Annotated in this window: 16 protein-coding genes; 3 read left to right on the top strand and 13 right to left on the bottom strand. The window is 57.0% G+C overall.

Annotation, left to right across the window (positions count from 1 at the left end; all coding sequences use genetic code 11):
- Nucleotides 1-372 precede the first annotated feature (372 nt).
- The 4 genes from NLN62_RS06610 to NLN62_RS06625 all read right to left on the bottom strand — a co-directional run bounded on the left by NLN62_RS06610 (nucleotide 373) and on the right by NLN62_RS06625 (nucleotide 4,072).
- Nucleotides 373-663 (bottom strand): hypothetical protein, encoded by a 291-nt coding sequence (locus NLN62_RS06610; RefSeq protein WP_254108063.1) that lies wholly within the window; start codon nucleotides 661-663, stop codon nucleotides 373-375.
- A 21-nt stretch (nucleotides 664-684) separates the two neighbouring features.
- Nucleotides 685-1,788, bottom strand: coding sequence for an acyltransferase (locus NLN62_RS06615; protein ID WP_254108065.1), 1,104 nt, complete (start codon nucleotides 1,786-1,788; stop codon nucleotides 685-687).
- A 360-nt stretch (nucleotides 1,789-2,148) separates the two neighbouring features.
- On the bottom strand, nucleotides 2,149-3,126 hold the full coding sequence (gene galE, locus NLN62_RS06620) for a UDP-glucose 4-epimerase GalE (protein WP_254108067.1): 978 nt from the start codon (nucleotides 3,124-3,126) through the stop codon (nucleotides 2,149-2,151).
- A 25-nt stretch (nucleotides 3,127-3,151) separates the two neighbouring features.
- Nucleotides 3,152-4,072: a glycosyltransferase gene (locus tag NLN62_RS06625; protein WP_254108069.1), complete on the bottom strand. Its 921-nt coding sequence runs from the start codon at nucleotides 4,070-4,072 to the stop codon at nucleotides 3,152-3,154.
- Nucleotides 4,073-4,423: 351 nt separating this feature from the next.
- Between NLN62_RS06625 and NLN62_RS06630 the strand changes: the two genes are divergently transcribed.
- Both NLN62_RS06630 and NLN62_RS06635 read left to right on the top strand, forming a co-directional pair.
- The gene (locus NLN62_RS06630; RefSeq protein WP_254108071.1) at nucleotides 4,424-5,449 is read left to right on the top strand and encodes a glycosyltransferase family A protein; all 1,026 of its coding nucleotides are present in this window, start codon (nucleotides 4,424-4,426) and stop codon (nucleotides 5,447-5,449) included.
- Nucleotides 5,450-5,538: 89 nt separating this feature from the next.
- Nucleotides 5,539-6,570, top strand: coding sequence for a glycosyltransferase family 2 protein (locus NLN62_RS06635; protein WP_254113355.1), 1,032 nt, complete (start codon nucleotides 5,539-5,541; stop codon nucleotides 6,568-6,570).
- A gap of 22 nt (nucleotides 6,571-6,592) precedes the next feature.
- On the opposite strand, the gene NLN62_RS06640 is transcribed toward NLN62_RS06635, so the two are convergent.
- From NLN62_RS06640 to NLN62_RS06670, 7 genes are all read right to left on the bottom strand, one after another.
- Nucleotides 6,593-7,900, bottom strand: a complete 1,308-nt coding sequence (locus NLN62_RS06640) for an ABC transporter ATP-binding protein (RefSeq protein ID WP_254108073.1) — start codon at nucleotides 7,898-7,900, stop codon at nucleotides 6,593-6,595.
- Nucleotides 7,836-8,624 carry an ABC transporter permease gene (locus NLN62_RS06645; RefSeq protein ID WP_254108075.1) on the bottom strand — a complete coding sequence of 263 codons (789 nt, stop codon included), beginning with the start codon at nucleotides 8,622-8,624 and terminating at the stop codon, nucleotides 7,836-7,838. Before NLN62_RS06645 ends, NLN62_RS06640 begins: the two co-directional genes overlap by 65 nt.
- Before the next feature lie 59 nt (nucleotides 8,625-8,683).
- On the bottom strand, nucleotides 8,684-9,655 hold the full coding sequence (locus NLN62_RS06650) for a polysaccharide deacetylase family protein (protein ID WP_254108077.1): 972 nt from the start codon (nucleotides 9,653-9,655) through the stop codon (nucleotides 8,684-8,686).
- A complete protein-coding gene (locus NLN62_RS06655; protein ID WP_254108079.1) occupies nucleotides 9,652-10,377 on the bottom strand; it encodes a bifunctional 2-polyprenyl-6-hydroxyphenol methylase/3-demethylubiquinol 3-O-methyltransferase UbiG in 726 nt (241 codons plus the stop codon). The genes NLN62_RS06650 and NLN62_RS06655 overlap by 4 nt, the downstream gene beginning before the upstream one ends.
- A gap of 120 nt (nucleotides 10,378-10,497) precedes the next feature.
- Nucleotides 10,498-11,547 (bottom strand): glycosyltransferase family 2 protein, encoded by a 1,050-nt coding sequence (locus tag NLN62_RS06660; RefSeq protein WP_254108080.1) that lies wholly within the window; start codon nucleotides 11,545-11,547, stop codon nucleotides 10,498-10,500.
- 122 nt (nucleotides 11,548-11,669) lie between these two features.
- Complete coding sequence (gene galE / locus NLN62_RS06665) at nucleotides 11,670-12,668, bottom strand: UDP-glucose 4-epimerase GalE (RefSeq protein WP_254108081.1); 999 nt, start codon at nucleotides 12,666-12,668, stop codon at nucleotides 11,670-11,672.
- Nucleotides 12,665-13,633 carry a UDP-glucuronic acid decarboxylase family protein gene (locus NLN62_RS06670; RefSeq protein ID WP_254108082.1) on the bottom strand — a complete coding sequence of 323 codons (969 nt, stop codon included), beginning with the start codon at nucleotides 13,631-13,633 and terminating at the stop codon, nucleotides 12,665-12,667. The genes galE (NLN62_RS06665) and NLN62_RS06670 overlap by 4 nt, the downstream gene beginning before the upstream one ends.
- 138 nt (nucleotides 13,634-13,771) lie before the next feature.
- Here NLN62_RS06670 and NLN62_RS06675 point away from each other — a divergent pair, with 138 nt between their 5' ends.
- On the top strand, nucleotides 13,772-14,770 hold the full coding sequence (locus NLN62_RS06675; RefSeq protein ID WP_254108083.1) for a glycosyltransferase family 2 protein: 999 nt from the start codon (nucleotides 13,772-13,774) through the stop codon (nucleotides 14,768-14,770).
- Nucleotides 14,771-14,850: 80 nt separating this feature from the next.
- Here the strand turns inward: NLN62_RS06675 and NLN62_RS06680 are convergent, their stop codons facing one another.
- Entirely contained in the window at nucleotides 14,851-15,249 is a 399-nt protein-coding gene (locus tag NLN62_RS06680) for a hypothetical protein (protein WP_254108084.1), read from the bottom strand.
- 166 nt (nucleotides 15,250-15,415) lie between these two features.
- Complete coding sequence (locus NLN62_RS06685) at nucleotides 15,416-16,615, bottom strand: acyltransferase (protein ID WP_254108085.1); 1,200 nt, start codon at nucleotides 16,613-16,615, stop codon at nucleotides 15,416-15,418.
- Nucleotides 16,616-16,693: the final 78 nt, after the last annotated feature.

The following is a 16,693-nucleotide window of genomic DNA, read 5'->3' on the forward strand; positions in this document are numbered from 1 at the left end:
GGCGACTTAGCCGTATGCGGACAATTTGAGATAAGGGACGGTTCTCCAGCGACTCCTCTAACGAGGCGCTAAAATCGGCCCTTCACGAAGCATTCACCTTTACGATGCCCCGTACATTTCCGGGGGTCGTTCCTTTCGTCACATCTGATGAACGCTATGATTCCCTGGTTGGCCGGAAAACTTATCGCGCCAGCGACAACAAGCCGTTGCAGCTAACAGCCGCGGCCAGGTTGGAGCGATGTATTCTCTAACCACTCTCGACAGTCACTATCGCTCGATAGCTCAAATGGACGCAACCCGCCATGAGGCGTGCTTCGGGGATCCCGCTTGCCCGCATCCGTCGCCGTGGATTCTGAAACGGCATCATGACCATCAATTCGCATTCAAGCAGGAATAAATGCTGACACAGCGAACAATCCAAACCCGCGCAGCGGCCTTTAGCCCCGGTATCACGTGGAAGTATTCGCCCGCGGCAATGTCGCTGCGCTCAAATACCTTGGCTGTGTGTTCAAGTGCTGACAAGGACAGGAATTCCCACGGATTATTCTTAACCAGGGCGTGTAAACTTGTCAGGTCCGCATGCTCTCCTAAAGCAACGTTCAAGCCAAAATCGATGTGGGTCGCTGTTGGGCCGACAAGCGGAAGCTCAGCAAAGTGCAGCAAGCATGCTGCTGTTTGCTATCGTCAAAGAAACGGAAGGTTTCCTTGGGCGTCCTGACGCGCCATCGTTTGCGTCCTCTTAACGCCATCCAAAAGTGTCTTGTAGCGAAGCGCGGGACGTTCGATCACCTTCCAGGACAAGTAGCCTAGGACCAAGGCTGCTGGAAGGCCCGCTAGGAATATCGTGCTCCACGAAGCGCTAGGTCCAATGGCAGCCCTGATCAATTGCTCAGCTGGCCATCCGTAGAGATACGTTCCAAAGGAGATATCTCCTACTCGCCTCATTACCGGAAGTCGTAGCCGCTGTGATGTCCCGATTGGGAGGAGAATCGGTGCGCCGGCTAAAGGAAAAATCTCCAACATTGCACCGTAGCGGTACGCCACGCCGAGAGCGAGAAGTGCAGCGACCACGCTGGCGCACCGGAGAACCGAGTTCTTCTGTTGGAGTTTGAGCAGGAAGAAGGCTGCACCTGCGAAGAACGCGGGGGCCACGAGTAGGAAGTCACCAATCGTTGCGGAATTCGGGGTCAGGCCGCCAACTGATATCATCACCATGCTGATGCAGATCACCATCATAACCCAAGTGTTGAGCGCACCCGAAAGTCCAATTAAGCCAAGTAGAACGTAGCAGGCTAGTTCATGAAAAATCGTCCAAAGCGAACCGTTGATCATGCCTCCAAGCCAGCCGCTCGGCTCGACAAATAGTGTGACCGAGGGCATGCTTGGCGGCTTGCCGGGCCACCATAGGTTTCCAAGGAAGTACCTGATGCCTTCTGGTGACGTGAAGAAGCCCCAAAAGCCCTTCGAGCTGAATAGCGGGCCGAGAACGAAAGCGCTGAGGGCGAGACAAACGGCAAGACCGGGATAGATCCTGAGAAATCGACGCCAAAAGTAATTGAGCACCGAAGATGAATTGAGCAGGCTCTGCGTTACCAGAAATCCGCTGACGAAAAAGAATATGAAGACGCCATAAATGCCCACAATGTTGTGGGGGCCCAAGAGTCTCACCAGAGGCTCACGGGCCTCGTCACCCTCGGCAATCAAGAAAGCATGCGAGAAAATAACAGAACTAGCAGCGATCAGTCTGACAAAATTGAAGTTTGGATAGTTATCGCGTTCAGCGGTCAACTTAGAAGCCTCAAGGCTCAGAACGATGAATTCCCGGGGCTCAGTTCGGCTGGCCGAAGCACCGCCAGCGACGAGCCTCCGTGGGTTTCTTGGGTGAATTCAGGTCTCGGGACAATTGGCCGGCTCCAAAAGATACGCACCCCAAAACAAGCAGGACGAAGACGGCTTCCAACGCACGTCTCCGTCGACAGCGATCATTCCTGCGAAGTTCGCGCGGCGGTCAAGATGATCCGACAGTCACTTACCGGATCATGATCTTGTGGACTTCAATCTGGCTCCAATACCAAGCTCGATTGGCGGGGAGGTTTGACTACCACGATTCAGCAATGCCTTGTGCTATATTATCTGCTCACTATCCAATCAATATGATCGAAATCGCTCCCATTCGAGGGTACTTCTGACAATTGCATCGATGGTACCGAAGGTCGGAGCCCACCCAAGCTCAGATCTCGCCAAGCTCGAGTCGGCCACAACAGCGACCGGATCTCCGGCGCGCCGTGCGGTCTTGCGGATGTCGAGCTTGGTGCCAGCGATCCGTTCGACGGTTCGCAGCACGTCCATGACCGATGAGCCACGACCATAACCGCAATTTGCCGTGAGACTTGCCCCCCCATTCCGAAGCCGCGCAAGAGCAAGCCGATGAGCAACCGCGAGATCCCTGACGTGGATGTAGTCTCGAATGCAGGTGCCGTCAGGGGTAGGATAGTCCGTACCGAACACCTCAACAAACTGTCTTTTGCCGAGAGCAGCCTCGCTTGCGACCTTGATCAGGTGACTGGCGCCTCGCGTCGCCTGCCCGATACCTCTCTGCGGATCAGCTCCCGCCACGTTGAAGTATCGCAAAATGGCATATCTGAGCGGATGCACCCTGCAAACGTCTTCCAACATCCACTCCGAGATGAGCTTGGATCGTCCGTACGGCGACTGCGGCCGAACTGGATCGCCTTCGCTCACGGGCAACCATCCTTCGGATCCGTAGACCGCCGCGGTCGAGGAAAATACGAAATGCGCCACACGGCCTACGACGGCGGCCTCGATCAGGCTCCGCGTCTTGCTGGTGTTGTTCAGATAGTAGTGAAGCGGGTCCGCGACCGATTCAGGAACGACAATCGAACCGGCGAAGTGGATGATCGCATCGATGTTGTGCTCCGCAATGAGGCGGGACACGAGCATCGCGTCACCGACATCTCCAACAACCAGGCGGGCCTTCGGAGATACAGCGGCTTCAAAGCCGGAGGAGAGGTCGTCGAGCACGACGACCGTTTCACCGGCATCAACCAAGTCCAGTACTGTTTGGCTACCGATGTAGCCTGCCCCGCCAGTCACCAGAATTGGCATATGCGATGCTCCTCCTCCGCGCAGTTCAGTTCAAAGAAGGCGATGTTGTGCGGCCACCGTACGCGCGGCCCAGCCGATGAATCAACCACCGTCCCACTTCGAGTACGGCGATCTTTGCGAACCGCAGGCTTCGCGCGACGGAGCGAAGCGCGGTCTTCCAGCGCCAACCGCTTCTCAGGTCGCTTACGATTTCATCCTTGTAGTATCTGACCCAGACCCGCCGTCCGAGGAGACGCTCATCCTCCAGCAAGGAAGTGTCCGCCGTGCGGGCCCTTTGGCGATCATTGATGCGGAGCACCCATTTCAGCATGACTGATGGATCTGCGGACATATTCTGCCCGTGCCAGCGATAGAGTGCAACGACATCTGGGTGGGAACGGATCGGGTGTTTCGCCGCCATGCGGAAATAGACATCATAGTCCTCACAACGGGGCAACGAGGCGTCGAAAGCCCCGATATCGCACAGCTTCTGCCGATCGTAGATGACGGTGGCATGCATGCCGATGGCGTTACCCATCAGAAAGGTGCGAAAAGCGTCGAGGCCGATATCCGAATAGACATCTCCACCCAACGGCTCGCCTTGAGGTCCCACGCGGCGGTGCGCTCCATAGACGAGACCTGTGCGCGGACTGAGTGCATGGCAGGCCAGGCCCGCCCGCACCGCATTCGGCATCAAGAGATCATCGGCATCCAGGAAAACGATGTAGGATGACGACGATGCCTTTAGTCCGGTGTTGCGCGCCGCTGCGAGTCCGGCATTGCGCTGTGTGACCAGCCTGACGTCAGGATAACCTGCGACAACGGACGCCGGATCGTCCGTTGATCCGTCATCGACGACGATGATTTCGTCAAACGGTACGGTCTGAGCGAGTCCGCTTTCAATCGACGCGGCGAGGAAATGAGCCTGCTGATAAGTATTAATTACGAGTGCGATTGAATTGGTCATGAAACTCGTCCGCGACTGGCAAGGCTGGGTTCACGAACCATCAGCTTCTCAGCCGCAAATCCTCGAAACGTAGAAGAGTATACTCGATTGTGCTTCCAAAGATAAGATCAACGATGCGGCCGCCGATGCCCTTCCGCGAACGTCCTTACATTGGCTCTAGTGCGATCAATTGGATCGTGGTCACTAATCCTCAATTCGAGCATCCGCCTTGTCTCTCTGCGCGTCAGCCACAGATACCTGGAAAGCCGGGACGAGGCCATTTGGCTTCGTCCGGTTACCTTAATGGCGATATGGCCGGGACGGTCCGGAGGCGTTATGGATAATATGCAGAATACCCAACGGGACCCGTCCATGCGGGCTGCCACGATGCCATTGGTCAGCGTTCTCATTCCCGCCTTCAATGCCCAGCAAACGATCGCCGAGTCCCTTCGCTCTGCGCAGCGACAGACCTATGCCGATCTTGAGATCATCGTGGTCGACGACGGATCCACCGACGACACGCCGAAGATCGTATCTCGGTTCGGCGAACAAGACCCCCGGATCGTCCTGATACGTCAAGCGAATGCCGGCGTCGCCGTCGCACGAAACACGGCTCTTGCAAACTCCGAGGGATCGCTGATTGCCCCGCTGGACGCCGATGATCTTTGGCACCCCCAAAAGATCGAACGGCAGGTCGCCAACCTGCATCACGCACCCGACGACGTCGGGCTCGATTATTGCTGGTTCGTCGACATCGACGTGGACTCAGTGGTCACCCGTTGTTACGCGAACCGCCTTGAGGGCGATGTTTACCATCCCCTCATCCTGGACAACTTCATAGGCAATTCCAGTGTTCCTCTCATCAGACGGGCGTTGCTCGAGCAAATCGGCGGTTGGGAGCCCGGCCTGCGTGCAGCCAACGCCCAGGGATGCGAGGACTGGCTGCTCTACCTTCAAATCGCCGAACGCGCGCGCGTCGTGCTCTCCCCGGCCTTTCTGGTCGGCTACCGTCAGTTGCCCCAGGCGATGTCCAGGAATGTGCATCAGATGACGCGGTCGTACGAGATGACGATGAGTTATGCCCGGGCGAGACGACCAGATATCCCACAAGAGCTGTTTGCGAGATCCCGCCGTGATTTCGACCGATATATCTCCGGCATGTGTAAGGACGCGACCCACAGAACGACCACGATTCGACACGTGCTTGCCTCGATCTCGCGTCGCTCACTAAACGGACCGCACAATTTCAGCTTGCTGCGCGAACTCGCCCGCCGGCTTCGCCGGACGCCGCACGCTGCCTCCCATTTGGGCATAGGTGCCGGCGCAGGAGCGCATGGTTACCCCTTCAGTGCGATCGAAGCTGATTTGCGGTGCCCAATTTGTGATCCAGGCGACTAGACCGGCCGCGCCGAGAACTCCTGCGATGCGCTAAGTTTACCAAGCGACGGCCAATTGCTTCCGCAAACCTTATTCTGACCTCTCCATTGGTGTATGCTGCCAGCCTTTCCACCCGCGATTTCGGCATCAATATGAGTTCGGCGATTTCAGGCAACGGCACAGGGCGACCCGATCCCCTCGTTTCGATCATCATGATTTTCCTCAACGCCGAGGCTTTCATGGCAGAGGCCATCGAAAGCGTTATCGCCCAGACCTATCCCAACTGGGAACTCCTGCTCGTCGATGACGGATCAACCGACCCGAGCACAGGGATGGCCAGGGAATTCGCGTGCCGGTATCCCGGGCAAATTCGATACCTCGAACATCCGGGACACGTAAATCGCGGGATGAGCGCGACCAGGAACCTGGGTATAGGCGCAGCCAGCGGTGAATTGATCTCCTTCATCGATTCGGACGATATCTGGGAGCCGAACAAGCTTGTCGATCAGGTGCGGATCATGCGCGAGCATCCTGAGCTCGGCATGGTCTGTGGCGCAGTGCTTTACTGGGGCAGTTGGACGGGAGACCATGATTTCCTGATCCCGACAGGGCACATTTTCGATCGCGCAGTCCCGGAGCCGGAGGCGCTGATCGCGCTCTACCCTCTTGGCAAGGCAGATGCACCATGTCCGTCCGATGTCATGATTCGAGCCGATATCCTGGCGCGCATCGGCGGCTTCGAGGAGCACTTCACGGGCGAGAAGCAAGCCTATGAAGACCAGGGCTGCTTTTCCAAGCTCTACCTCGAAGCCCCCGTATTCTTTTCCAGCAAGGTCTGGCTGAAGTACCGACAGCACCGCGCCTCTTGTCTCACAACGGTGCGCCGCGAGGGGCAGTACGCAAGTGTTCGCCTGTACTATCTGTCGTGGCTCAAGCGCTACTTGAAAGCAAGGGGAGTGGTGGAGCCCCGTATCGATGAAGCCATCAACCGCTCGATGTGGCGCTATGCGCACCCAGTGATCTACCGTTTGCTAAAACTGCCCTACCGCTTGCTTGAGGAGATCCTCTGGCGGATCGGAAAACATCATCTGCTCCACCGGAGAAGGCCCTTCAGGCCAGCCAGTCAACCCGGTCGCGTCTGAGAGCCGCAGGGTTTGTGCGCAGCTACGAGCCGGGCACACGCAGGTTGGCCGAATGGGACAACCGCACGATGCCGTGGTACTCTCTCAAATAAGGCCAATACGCATCGTTGACGGTCGCCGCGACGACCTCGAAGCTGAGGCAAGCCTCGACGGATAGTCTTGGCTCTTCCTCTCCCCAAGCAAAGAGAGAAAATCCCGCGACATAGGTCCCCGGCAACAAGCCGAGCGAACGCACATTGAACACGATTTCGACCGGCTGGGTGATGTCGAATTGGTCGACGCCTTCCGCGAGGCTTTCGAGGGATGAGATCAGTGCTCCCTCCTGATCGAAAATGCCGATCTGGGCGACGCCACGCCTAAACGGCTGGCTGGCGCCGAGCCGAAGAACAAAATCGTAGTCTCCCCCGAATTTGAGATGATCGCATGCGATTTCGGACGACGGTTCGAGAATGCGAAGCTCCCCCCAAAGCTTGTCTGTCCCCGTCCGTTCACCGTGCACGGGTCGCGGGGTCGAGCCCAGCAGATAGGCATCGATGACGGAAGAAGATGCGCCGATCTGCTTCAGATAGCCGCCCTCCAGATAAACCGCCATGTCGCAGAGCTGGCGCACCATGGCCATGTTGTGGCTCACGAACAGCACGGTTCGCCCTTCGCCTGCGGCATCCTTCATCTTGCTCAGCGACTTGCGCTGGAAATCGGCATCCCCGACCGCCAGCACTTCATCCACCAGCAGGATATCGGGCTCGAGATACGCGGCAATCGCGAAGGCCAGACGGACATACATTCCGGAGGAATAGCGCTTGACGGGCGTCTCCATGACGTCGCCGATGTCAGCGAACTGGATGATGCGATCCAGCTTCGATGTAATCTCGGACTTACTCATCCCAAGAATCGCACCGTTGAGATAAATGTTCTCGATCCCATCCAGTTCGGGATGGAAGCCGGCCCCAACTTCAAGCAGACTGCCAACGCGTCCCCTCAGTGTGGCCTCTCCCTCCTCAGGCTCGGTAATCGACGTCAGCACCTTGAGAAGGGTCGTCTTGCCCGAGCCGTTGCGGCCGATAATTCCGCAAACACTCCCGGCGGGAATGGAGAACGTGACATCCTTCAGCGCGTAGAACTCGCTGCTCGCTCGCGTCGGCCGCTGATCGCGTCGGCGAGCGAGAAACAGCTCGACCTCCTCGCGCAGGGAGCTCATGCCAATGGCCCCGCGCCGATATCGCTTCGAGAGGCCTCGAACCTCGATGGCTAGATGGTCCTGCATCTCAGATTGTATCCATGACGGTGCGCTCAACGCGCTGATAGAGCAGAACACCGCACGCCAGGGCAATCGCCGTCGTGAGAAGCGAAGCAAGGAGCTGGCCGGACGTGAGCATGGATTCGCTGAGAAGGCACCAGCGGCTTTCCTCGACGATAGCAGCTAATGGATTGGCAAGGCTCGCCGCCACCCTGTATTGCTCGGGAATGGCGGAGAAGGGATAGAGGACAGGGGTCACGAACATCGAGACCTGGACCAGGAACGACGTCATGAAGCCCAAGTCGCGGTACTTGGCCGTTGACGCTCCAAGAATGAGCCCGGTCGCGAGCGAGAAGGCCGCGAGATGCAACACCACCAACGGAAACGCGACTATGCGCCATGAGAGCCCTTCGGTCTTTCCCATCCACTGAAAGGCGATGAGGAACACAAGGACGACGATGAACTGAATCAGGAGCGTTACTCCAGTCGAAATCAGGGACGACAAGGGAACGACAATGCGGGGGAAGTAAACTTTGCTGAAAAGGTGTTCGTTTTCGATGAAGACCTGGCTAGTGGCGAAGATGACCTGCGAGAAATAGGACCATACGATCAACCCCGAAAGATAGAACAATGGCGCCGGCTGATTTGCGGTCGACACCCCGGCCATGCCGCTGATGGTGGCCGTGAAGACCGCCGTCCAGACAAGAGGCTGAAGGATCAGCCAGCCGGGGCCAAGCAGCGTCTGCTTGTGACGAACCTTGATGTCACGGAGGGTAAACAGAAACAGGAGATCGCGATGTTCCCAGGCGCGCCGCAAGTCAAGGTCGAACCAGCCGCTCCGACGTCTGATGATCGTGATTCGCTTTGCGCTTCCGGTCATAGCGAAGGATCCTCAATCCTCTTTTCGAACTCGTCGTCCTTCCAATCGCCCACGTAGATTCGCGGTAGCGTCAGAGGTTCGGCATTTCGCCTTACAGAACGAGCATCCACCGTGCAGGCAAGATCGAATCCGGCCTCTCTGACCGCTCGCGCGGTCGCGTCGCTGTGATCACCAAACGGGTAAGCAAAGGCCCGAACTGCGGCACCCGCAAGCTCCTCGCAGGCTCGCCGACTTTCAGCGATCTCCTTGAACTGAACGTCCACGCTGTGCGCCGGCAAGGTCGGATGCGTCAGCGTGTGTGCCCCGATCGTAATGAGACCGTCGGAGATATTCCGTACCTCTACAGCCGTCATCGCCCGATGCATCTCCCGAGCTGCGAGATCGCAGGACGACCATTCGCCGATCTCCGACAGAAGCTGCGTCTGAGCATCGTGCGGAAGGATCCGCAAGCGGCCCCATACTTCCCTGAAGATCCGATCGCGCGCTTGGTGATCCGAGAACGGCGGCACCGCCCAGCGGCACTCCTTGCCCGCGATATCCAACGTAAGGCTCTCGGGCAGATGATCGATTTCGAGGAAGACCCGCGCAACGGCGTCCCACCAAAACTCCCTGTCGGTGCCGATGATCCCGGTCGTCACGAACAGCGTCATGGGGCAGTCAAGCCTCTGCAATACCGGTCGCGCGTTCGAATAAACGTCGTGATAGCCGTCGTCGAAGGTAACTGCCGCAAGCGGCTTGTCCGATGGCGCGCGGCGCCGCTCCAGGTCAAGTAATTCGTGGAGATGAACAACACGTCGAAGGCGCCTGAGACGCGCGATCTGCTGCTCGAACCGAGCCGGGTGCACCGCAAGCCCCCAGGGATCCACCGGAATATCCGCGACGCGGTGATACATCAGGATGATCGGATCGGCGCCAAAGATCCGCCGTCCAATCGATCGCTTGAGGCTTCGCAGCGGCTGGAGCGTCATTCGAGCGGCCTTCTTGCCGCGGCGGCAACAATCACGGGAAACGACTTATCGAGCACGTCAAGCTTGGCCTGTCGTACTTCAGAGACCGCCAATCCTTGCAGGAAGCATGTCGCCGAAAACACGTTCCCGAACGTCTCGAGCTCAACATCCTTTTCCTCAAAGAGAGAGCCCAGCAGTCGTCCTAGTGCGATCTCCGTCAACGACCAGAACCACGTATGCCTCCATGCTCCACGATCAACGGGGGTAATTCCCGGCACCGTCACAAGAAGCGTTCCGCCCGGCCTGAGAGCCCCGGCAAGCTCCGCCAACGCCACCCGCATGTCGAAGATCAGATGGAGAGTTTGCGTGAGGATAACACAATCAAAAGCCCGTTCAGGCAGTGTCCCTGGGACCGAGATATCCCCGAAGATCGTGGCCGCGGGGTTTGCCACGTCGACATGGAGAACATCGCTCTTGTCGACCTGCTTGCCGCCGAACCTGAGCGTATACGTATTGTCGCCGATTTCGAGAACTCTGCCGCGGATCCTGGCGGCATTGCGAGCCAGAAAACTCTCGACGTAATAGCGATCGATCGGCACCCCCCTGTCAAAGCCGAAATCAGCGCTGATCGGCTCGGTTCGTCCGAAGTCTCCGAAATCGATGGTGCCTGACGGCGGCGCCCAGAGACGACGCGACAGACGCTGGCCGATTGGCGCGGGCGCCTTCGCGATGAGACGCAGCAATCGTCGGCGGCCGAATCTTGCGACGCGACGAAGCGGAGACAAGCCGGTCATAGGTGATCATCCAATACCGGCTGCCCGGACCCGAGGCTCGGCCAGGTCAGGCACGCGAGTAAGCACCTTTTATCGCGCCTGATCACTGCCGTACCCTCCTCCCGTACCCCTCACAACGGTCTTGGCGGTTCCCTGTCCGGCTAACCAGTCCAGAAATTCCTTCGACGCCGCCAGGAAACCATTGTCCAGCAACTCATCGGTCGTCGACAGCATCCTCGCCGACTCGAGCTTCAGGCAGAGACCCGGCAGCTTTTGGAGCCCTGCCCAATAGCCCGAATACTCGTCACTCGTCAGATAGCCATAGCGCCCGCTTTTGACGGCTTCGGCGACCTTTGCGTAGAAGGAGTCCACGAACGGAAAGTGGAGAAGAACACAGGAAAAGTCCGCCAATCTGGCGTTCAACGCGTGGTGCCACGCGATGAACGGCTTGATCCTCCCATCCATTCGAAAGAGGGAGACCTTGCTGAGACCATTATTGGTTCCGAAGACCTTCTTCCTGATGCCGCCATGATGAGTCATGATCGCGGAGTTGCTGACCTTACCGAAGGCATATGGCGACTTATCGATGGCCGATATATCGTAGAATGGGTATTGCGCGCGCAGACCGACGCCCGGCCTGATCCTCGCTTCTGAAATCGGCCCGTCGCTGAACATGTCCAGCATCTGGGTGATCACAGCGTTGAAGCCTCTTCGATCGAGATAGCCGATCAAAGCCTGCAACGATACGTCAGCCGCGCCCGGAAAATCGAACTGTTCGTCGACGTCCACGCACAGACACCACCGATCGCGGCAGTACTTGTTCGCCAGATAGCGCTTCATGGTGTTTTCATAGGCGTGATAGGGCGCAGAACTCGCCAGCAGCGTGACGTCGGCTTGTCTGGAAAGTACTTCGATGGACCGATCGGTCGACCCGTTGTCGAGGATCACGAAATGCTTGATGCCCATCAAGCGATGATGAGCCAGAAAGGATTCGAGCCAAGGCTCGCCGTTCCGCATGACGCTGATGACAATGACATCATCAGACTCGGAATGCAGCTCAACAGGCCCGCTGAGATGCTTGACGCGGAACGGCAACAGAAATCCCCTCAGTCCGAACTGGACTGCGTTGATCTTGTTCACGCGTCCGGGAAGGGAGCGAAATCTATCCAGATACACCGCAGGACTGTTCCTTTATCTCTTTCGCGAAGTGCTCCTCCGCTCCGCAGACGCAGAGCATCCCGGATTGCGGCAAGCCCCAATCATCAAAGCGATGAACTTCGACCAGCCGAAGGGCGATCTCGCCACCTTAAAGCTGTCTGCACGATGAAATCGATCCTTGAGTTCGTCGGGCGCCAACCCAAGTCGCGCGCAGCCTTTTCGAACGACGCAACGAGCTTTGGCGGGTCGCCTTCACGGCGCGGTCCATACAGCACGGCCGGGGCTGTCCCTGCCATGCGTCCAACAGCCTCCAAGAGTTCGAGCACGCTCGTACCCACGCCGGTACCGAGATTGAAGACGTGGACTCCGCCCTGCCGGATCAGCATTTCGCCGGCCAGTAAATGTGCCTGCGCAAGATCTTTGACGTGGATGTAATCCCTGATCGCGCTGCCGTCGGGTGTTGGAAAGTCCGTTCCGAAGACCATGAACGGACGATCCGGACTACGAGCGGCCTCGATCATCAGTGGAATGGCATGCGTCTCGGGCTCATGACGTTCGCCGATCTCCCCGTCAGGATCACAGCCTGCCGCATTGAAGTACCTTAGGGAGACCGAAGCCATGCCGTAGGCCCTGCCATAGTGTTCGAGCATGCGCTCGATAATCATCTTCGTCCAGCCATACGGATTGATCGGTAGTTGCGGATGCCCCTCGTCGATCGGCACGTGTTGAGGCACGCCATAGCTTGCGCATGTACTGGAGAACAGAATGCGATCGCATCCTGCCGCGCGTATCGATTCGAGCAACGCGAGTGTACCGGCGGTGTTGTTCGCATAGTACAACGCGGGATCCGTCACCGATTCACCCACATAGGCCAGAGCCGCAAAGTGGGCAACGAGATCCGGCTTGTACATCTCCAGCGCACCGCGTACTCGCGCCCCATCCCGGATGTCGCATTCGATCAGCGGCCCCCATCGCACAGCGTCTCGCCACCCCCGCGACAGATTGTCGATGACGACGACGTTCCAGCCGGCCCTGGCGAACTCCTTACAGCAATGGGACCCGACGTAACCGGCGCCGCCCGTTACCAGAACGGTTCTTCTCATGCTGCACCATCGCGCTGTGTACGCAGCAGGTTATCGAAATAGGCAATCGTCTTGCCAAGGCCGTCGCGCAGCTGAACCGATGGCGACCAGCCGAGCGTATCGCGCGCCAAGCTGATGTCGGGCTGTCGCTGTCTTGGATCGTCGGTTGGAAGTGGCTTGAGCTCGATCGAGGACTTCGACCCAGTCAGCTCGATGATGGTCTCGGCAAGTTCCATCATGGTGAACTCGATAGGATTTCCGAGATTGATTGGCCCAGTAATCACATCGTCCGTGTCCATCAGTCGCACGAGGCCATCAACCAGATCGTCGACATAGCAGAACGAGCGGGTCTGCTCGCCATCGCCATAGATCGAAATTGGCTGGCCCGTAAGAGCCTGTACGATGAAATTCGAAACGACCCGGCCGTCATGGGGCTGCATCCGCGGACCGTAAGTGTTGAAGATACGCGCGACCTTGATGGAAAGATTGTGTTGCCGCCTATAATCGAAAAACAGCGTCTCGGCACAACGCTTACCCTCGTCGTAGCAGGAGCGCGGACCAATGGGATTCACTCTCCCCCAATAGCTCTCGTCCTGCGGATGCACCTCAGGATCTCCGTAGACTTCCGAGGTTGAGGCCTGCAGGATTTTCGCCTTTACTCTCTTGGCCAATCCCAGCATGTTGATCGATCCGTGCACGCTGGTCTTCGTGGTCTGCACCGGATCGTATTGATAGTGGATGGGACTAGCCGGACAGGCCAGATTGTATATCTCATCAACCTCGACATACAGCGGGAAGGTGATGTCGTGCCGCATCAGTTCAAAGCGCGGATGCTTCAGCAGCCCACTCACATTACTCTTGGAGCCCGTGTAGAAGTTGTCAACGCAGAGAACTTCGTGGTCTGCGCTAACCAATCTCTCGCACAAGTGGGAACCCAAAAATCCGGCGCCGCCCGTGACTAAAATTCTCTTTGTCTGAAGCGACAATGCCTTAACCCTCTGAAACTACGCGCAATTTACCTTGTAAACTTCCAAGTCTCGCAATCCAACGAGCTTACGGATAAAATTCTAGGCGATTTAGCCGACCAGTACAGTTTAATCGAGATTTAGCATTAAGAGTAGTTTGTGCGTTCTCCTCATCGCTCTGCCAATCACTTGGTTTCGGTAGTTGTGCCGGCGTTCAACGCCGCAAACACTATTCGTGAGACTGTTAGCAGCGCGTTGAATCAGACTTACCGCAATCTCGAAGTCATTATCGTCGATGATGGCTCCACCGACCAGACCAAGGGAGTTGCCGCGCATCTCGTCCAGGGCGATCCGAGGGTTCGCTACGTTTACAAGGACAATGGTGGAGTGGCGTCGGCTCGCAATCGCGGAATTGCCGAAGCACAGGGTGAGTTCGTCGCCACTCTGGATGCAGATGATCTCTGGTATCCGACGAAGCTCGAACGGCAACTTGAGCGCTTCGCACAGAGCGGCCCGGAAACTGCGCTGGTGTATACGTGGTGTTGCTGGATTGATGACCACGGCAACGTCACCGGCTCGGCCCCACCGACGCGGCTGGAAGGAAGCATCTTTGCGCAGATGTGCCTGGGTAACGTCGTTATCAGCGGCAGCAATGCGCTCGTCAGACGAGAAGCACTGACTGCCGCAGCAGGTTTCGACGAGTCGCTTCGTTCTCGCGGCGGACAAGGCTGCGAAGACTGGAAACTCTATCTCCAGATTGCAGAGCGATACGCCATAGCAATGGTACCCGAACATCTCGTTGGATATCGCATCTCGCCCGGCTCCATGTCCGACGACTTCAAACAAATGATGCAATCGAGGCGGCTGGTAGAAGCTGAATTCGTCGCTGCTCACCCGGCGCTGGCCCTTCAGTTTGCGCACGGCCGGACTATACTCGCACGTTCGCTCGCGCTGCGTGCGATCGATCGCGGCCAAATTCGCGACGCGATCGAATTGCTGACCAGTCAATCGCAAGGGCGGCTGACGACGGGCATTGCCACCCTGGCGTGGCTACTCGGAGGCTTGACGCGGCGTTCGCTAAGATGGATGCGACGGGACGATTCGCCAGCGAACAACAGATTTCTGCCCATGCGCAGAGGCTGCCAAGTAACCGACTAACTCGTTAGCAGCACTTTGAATATGGTTTGGCCTCGGCCCGGCGTGCGCTCCCAACCGCCTGGATGCGCCGGTCGCCGCCGTTACGGCTTTTCCGGCGCAAGCTCATCGGTCGGATAAAAGCGAGCCTGACGGGCCTCCGCCAAGAACCTACCCGTCGCGGACTTAGCCACTGCTGTCCATCGATACACATCGGGCCGGCAAGGGCCGAATGTTCGAATGCTTCCAGCAGGCACAATTCCGTTCGCCGGCATGAGCACTTCCTCCCCGCCCATTTCCCTAGCTCCTTGGGTTAATGTCAGCAACAACAGCTTGGCGTCGGCAGGAACATTATGAATTCGAATTTCTGGATTCGGAAAAAGCGTGACGCAACCTGTTGTGCCTTGCCAAGAAAAATCAATAGTCATCACCGGATCGGCCGCGGCAGGCCCAAAGATCGAGATCCAGGCAACGAGCCAACCGTAGTAGAGCTTGAATGGCATGTCGCCCCTCTGACGAACGAAGTCTAACGAGGTAGATGAGCGCTTCGGCATCGCCACACACCGAAGGACTTGGTTATTCAAGATTTATCGAGAGAATTCCTCTCCAGCAAGGCTTCGGCGAAGTGAGACTTCCGTCCGCCAGATCAACCTGCAGCGCTCAACTCGGTTACAGATTGCCACCTCGCGGAACCTTCTCGTCGTCTTGCCATGAACTTTCTTTGGCCGATGGTGGCGTTATCCCAAGAGCAACACTCGCCTGCGCCGCCATTCCAAATACTCGACGACTATGCCAATCCACCATGCGAAGGCGGAGCAGGTAGTCCTCGACTCGATACATGATCGACTTCAACTTCATTGCGGGCTTTTCAACCATCCACCAAGATAGAACCGCCAAGCCAAATGCTAGCGGGTAGGCCAAGATGAAATTGATCCACCATTCATGGGTCCAGGATTGAGTTGCAACCGCCTGCTGGATCGGAAATCCATACAAGTAAAGACCGTACGAGTAGTCTCCGCTCAGAAGGAGGCCGCGCTTTTTAGGATTTTGAGTACCCAGGTAAACGGTCAAATAGGTGACAGGTATAGGCAAAAACCAATCACCACGAGGTATCAGAAACAATAGTGAAGTTGCGGCAGCCGCTAGTATCGCTGCATAACCAGACAGAAATATCCTGTCTTTGAGCCTAAACGCACATACGCCAATCATGAAACAACCCACCAAAACGTACGGCGACACAAGGGTGGGGTCTTCCACGCCATATCGGATCGCTAGCGCTGCCAACACAAGTTGAGTGAGTAATACGATCCATCCCGTGAGCGATCTTCGCCCCATAACGCCGATGAGGCTAAGTGCGGCTAAGGATATATAGCACTTGAGCTCAGCTGGAATCGTCCATAGCTGTCCGTTTACGATTCGTGGGGCTGGATTATTAAGAAAGACGCCTGGAAGGTGGTAGTGAATATGCCCGACGATATTCCAGAAGTAGCTTCGAAATTCTGGATCGGAAAAATAGTCAACCAATGCAAAATCTGTGAAAGCTAGACCCAACACGAGCGCGGATAGAGTTACTTCAAATATCAAGGCCGGAAGAAGCCGCAAACCACGCAATCCGAGAAAACTGAATAGGGTCCTATTTCGCTCAAGGCTACCCGCCACCAAGAAGCCCGATAGGGAGAAAAACATGGGAACGATCAGACCGAATACAGCTCGCGCTGGCGAGTGAAAGAGGGCCTCAGCAGCGGCCTGCCCATAGGAAGTGTTTACAGTGTGTTGAGCGATAACGCCCGTCGCAAGCAACAAGCGCAGATAGTCAAATCCCGTTGGCCGATTTGACGCTTGCTTCATTTTTGCTTCAATTGAAATCATCAACGCATCTCTAAATTTGAAGTACCGGAATTTCCGGCGGTTCTTAATGAGGTGTAGTCAATAAGCGTTACCCAAGAA

This window comes from Bradyrhizobium sp. CCGUVB23 (assembly GCF_024199885.1).
In the GTDB taxonomy this organism is placed as follows: Bacteria; Pseudomonadota; Alphaproteobacteria; order Rhizobiales; family Xanthobacteraceae; genus Bradyrhizobium.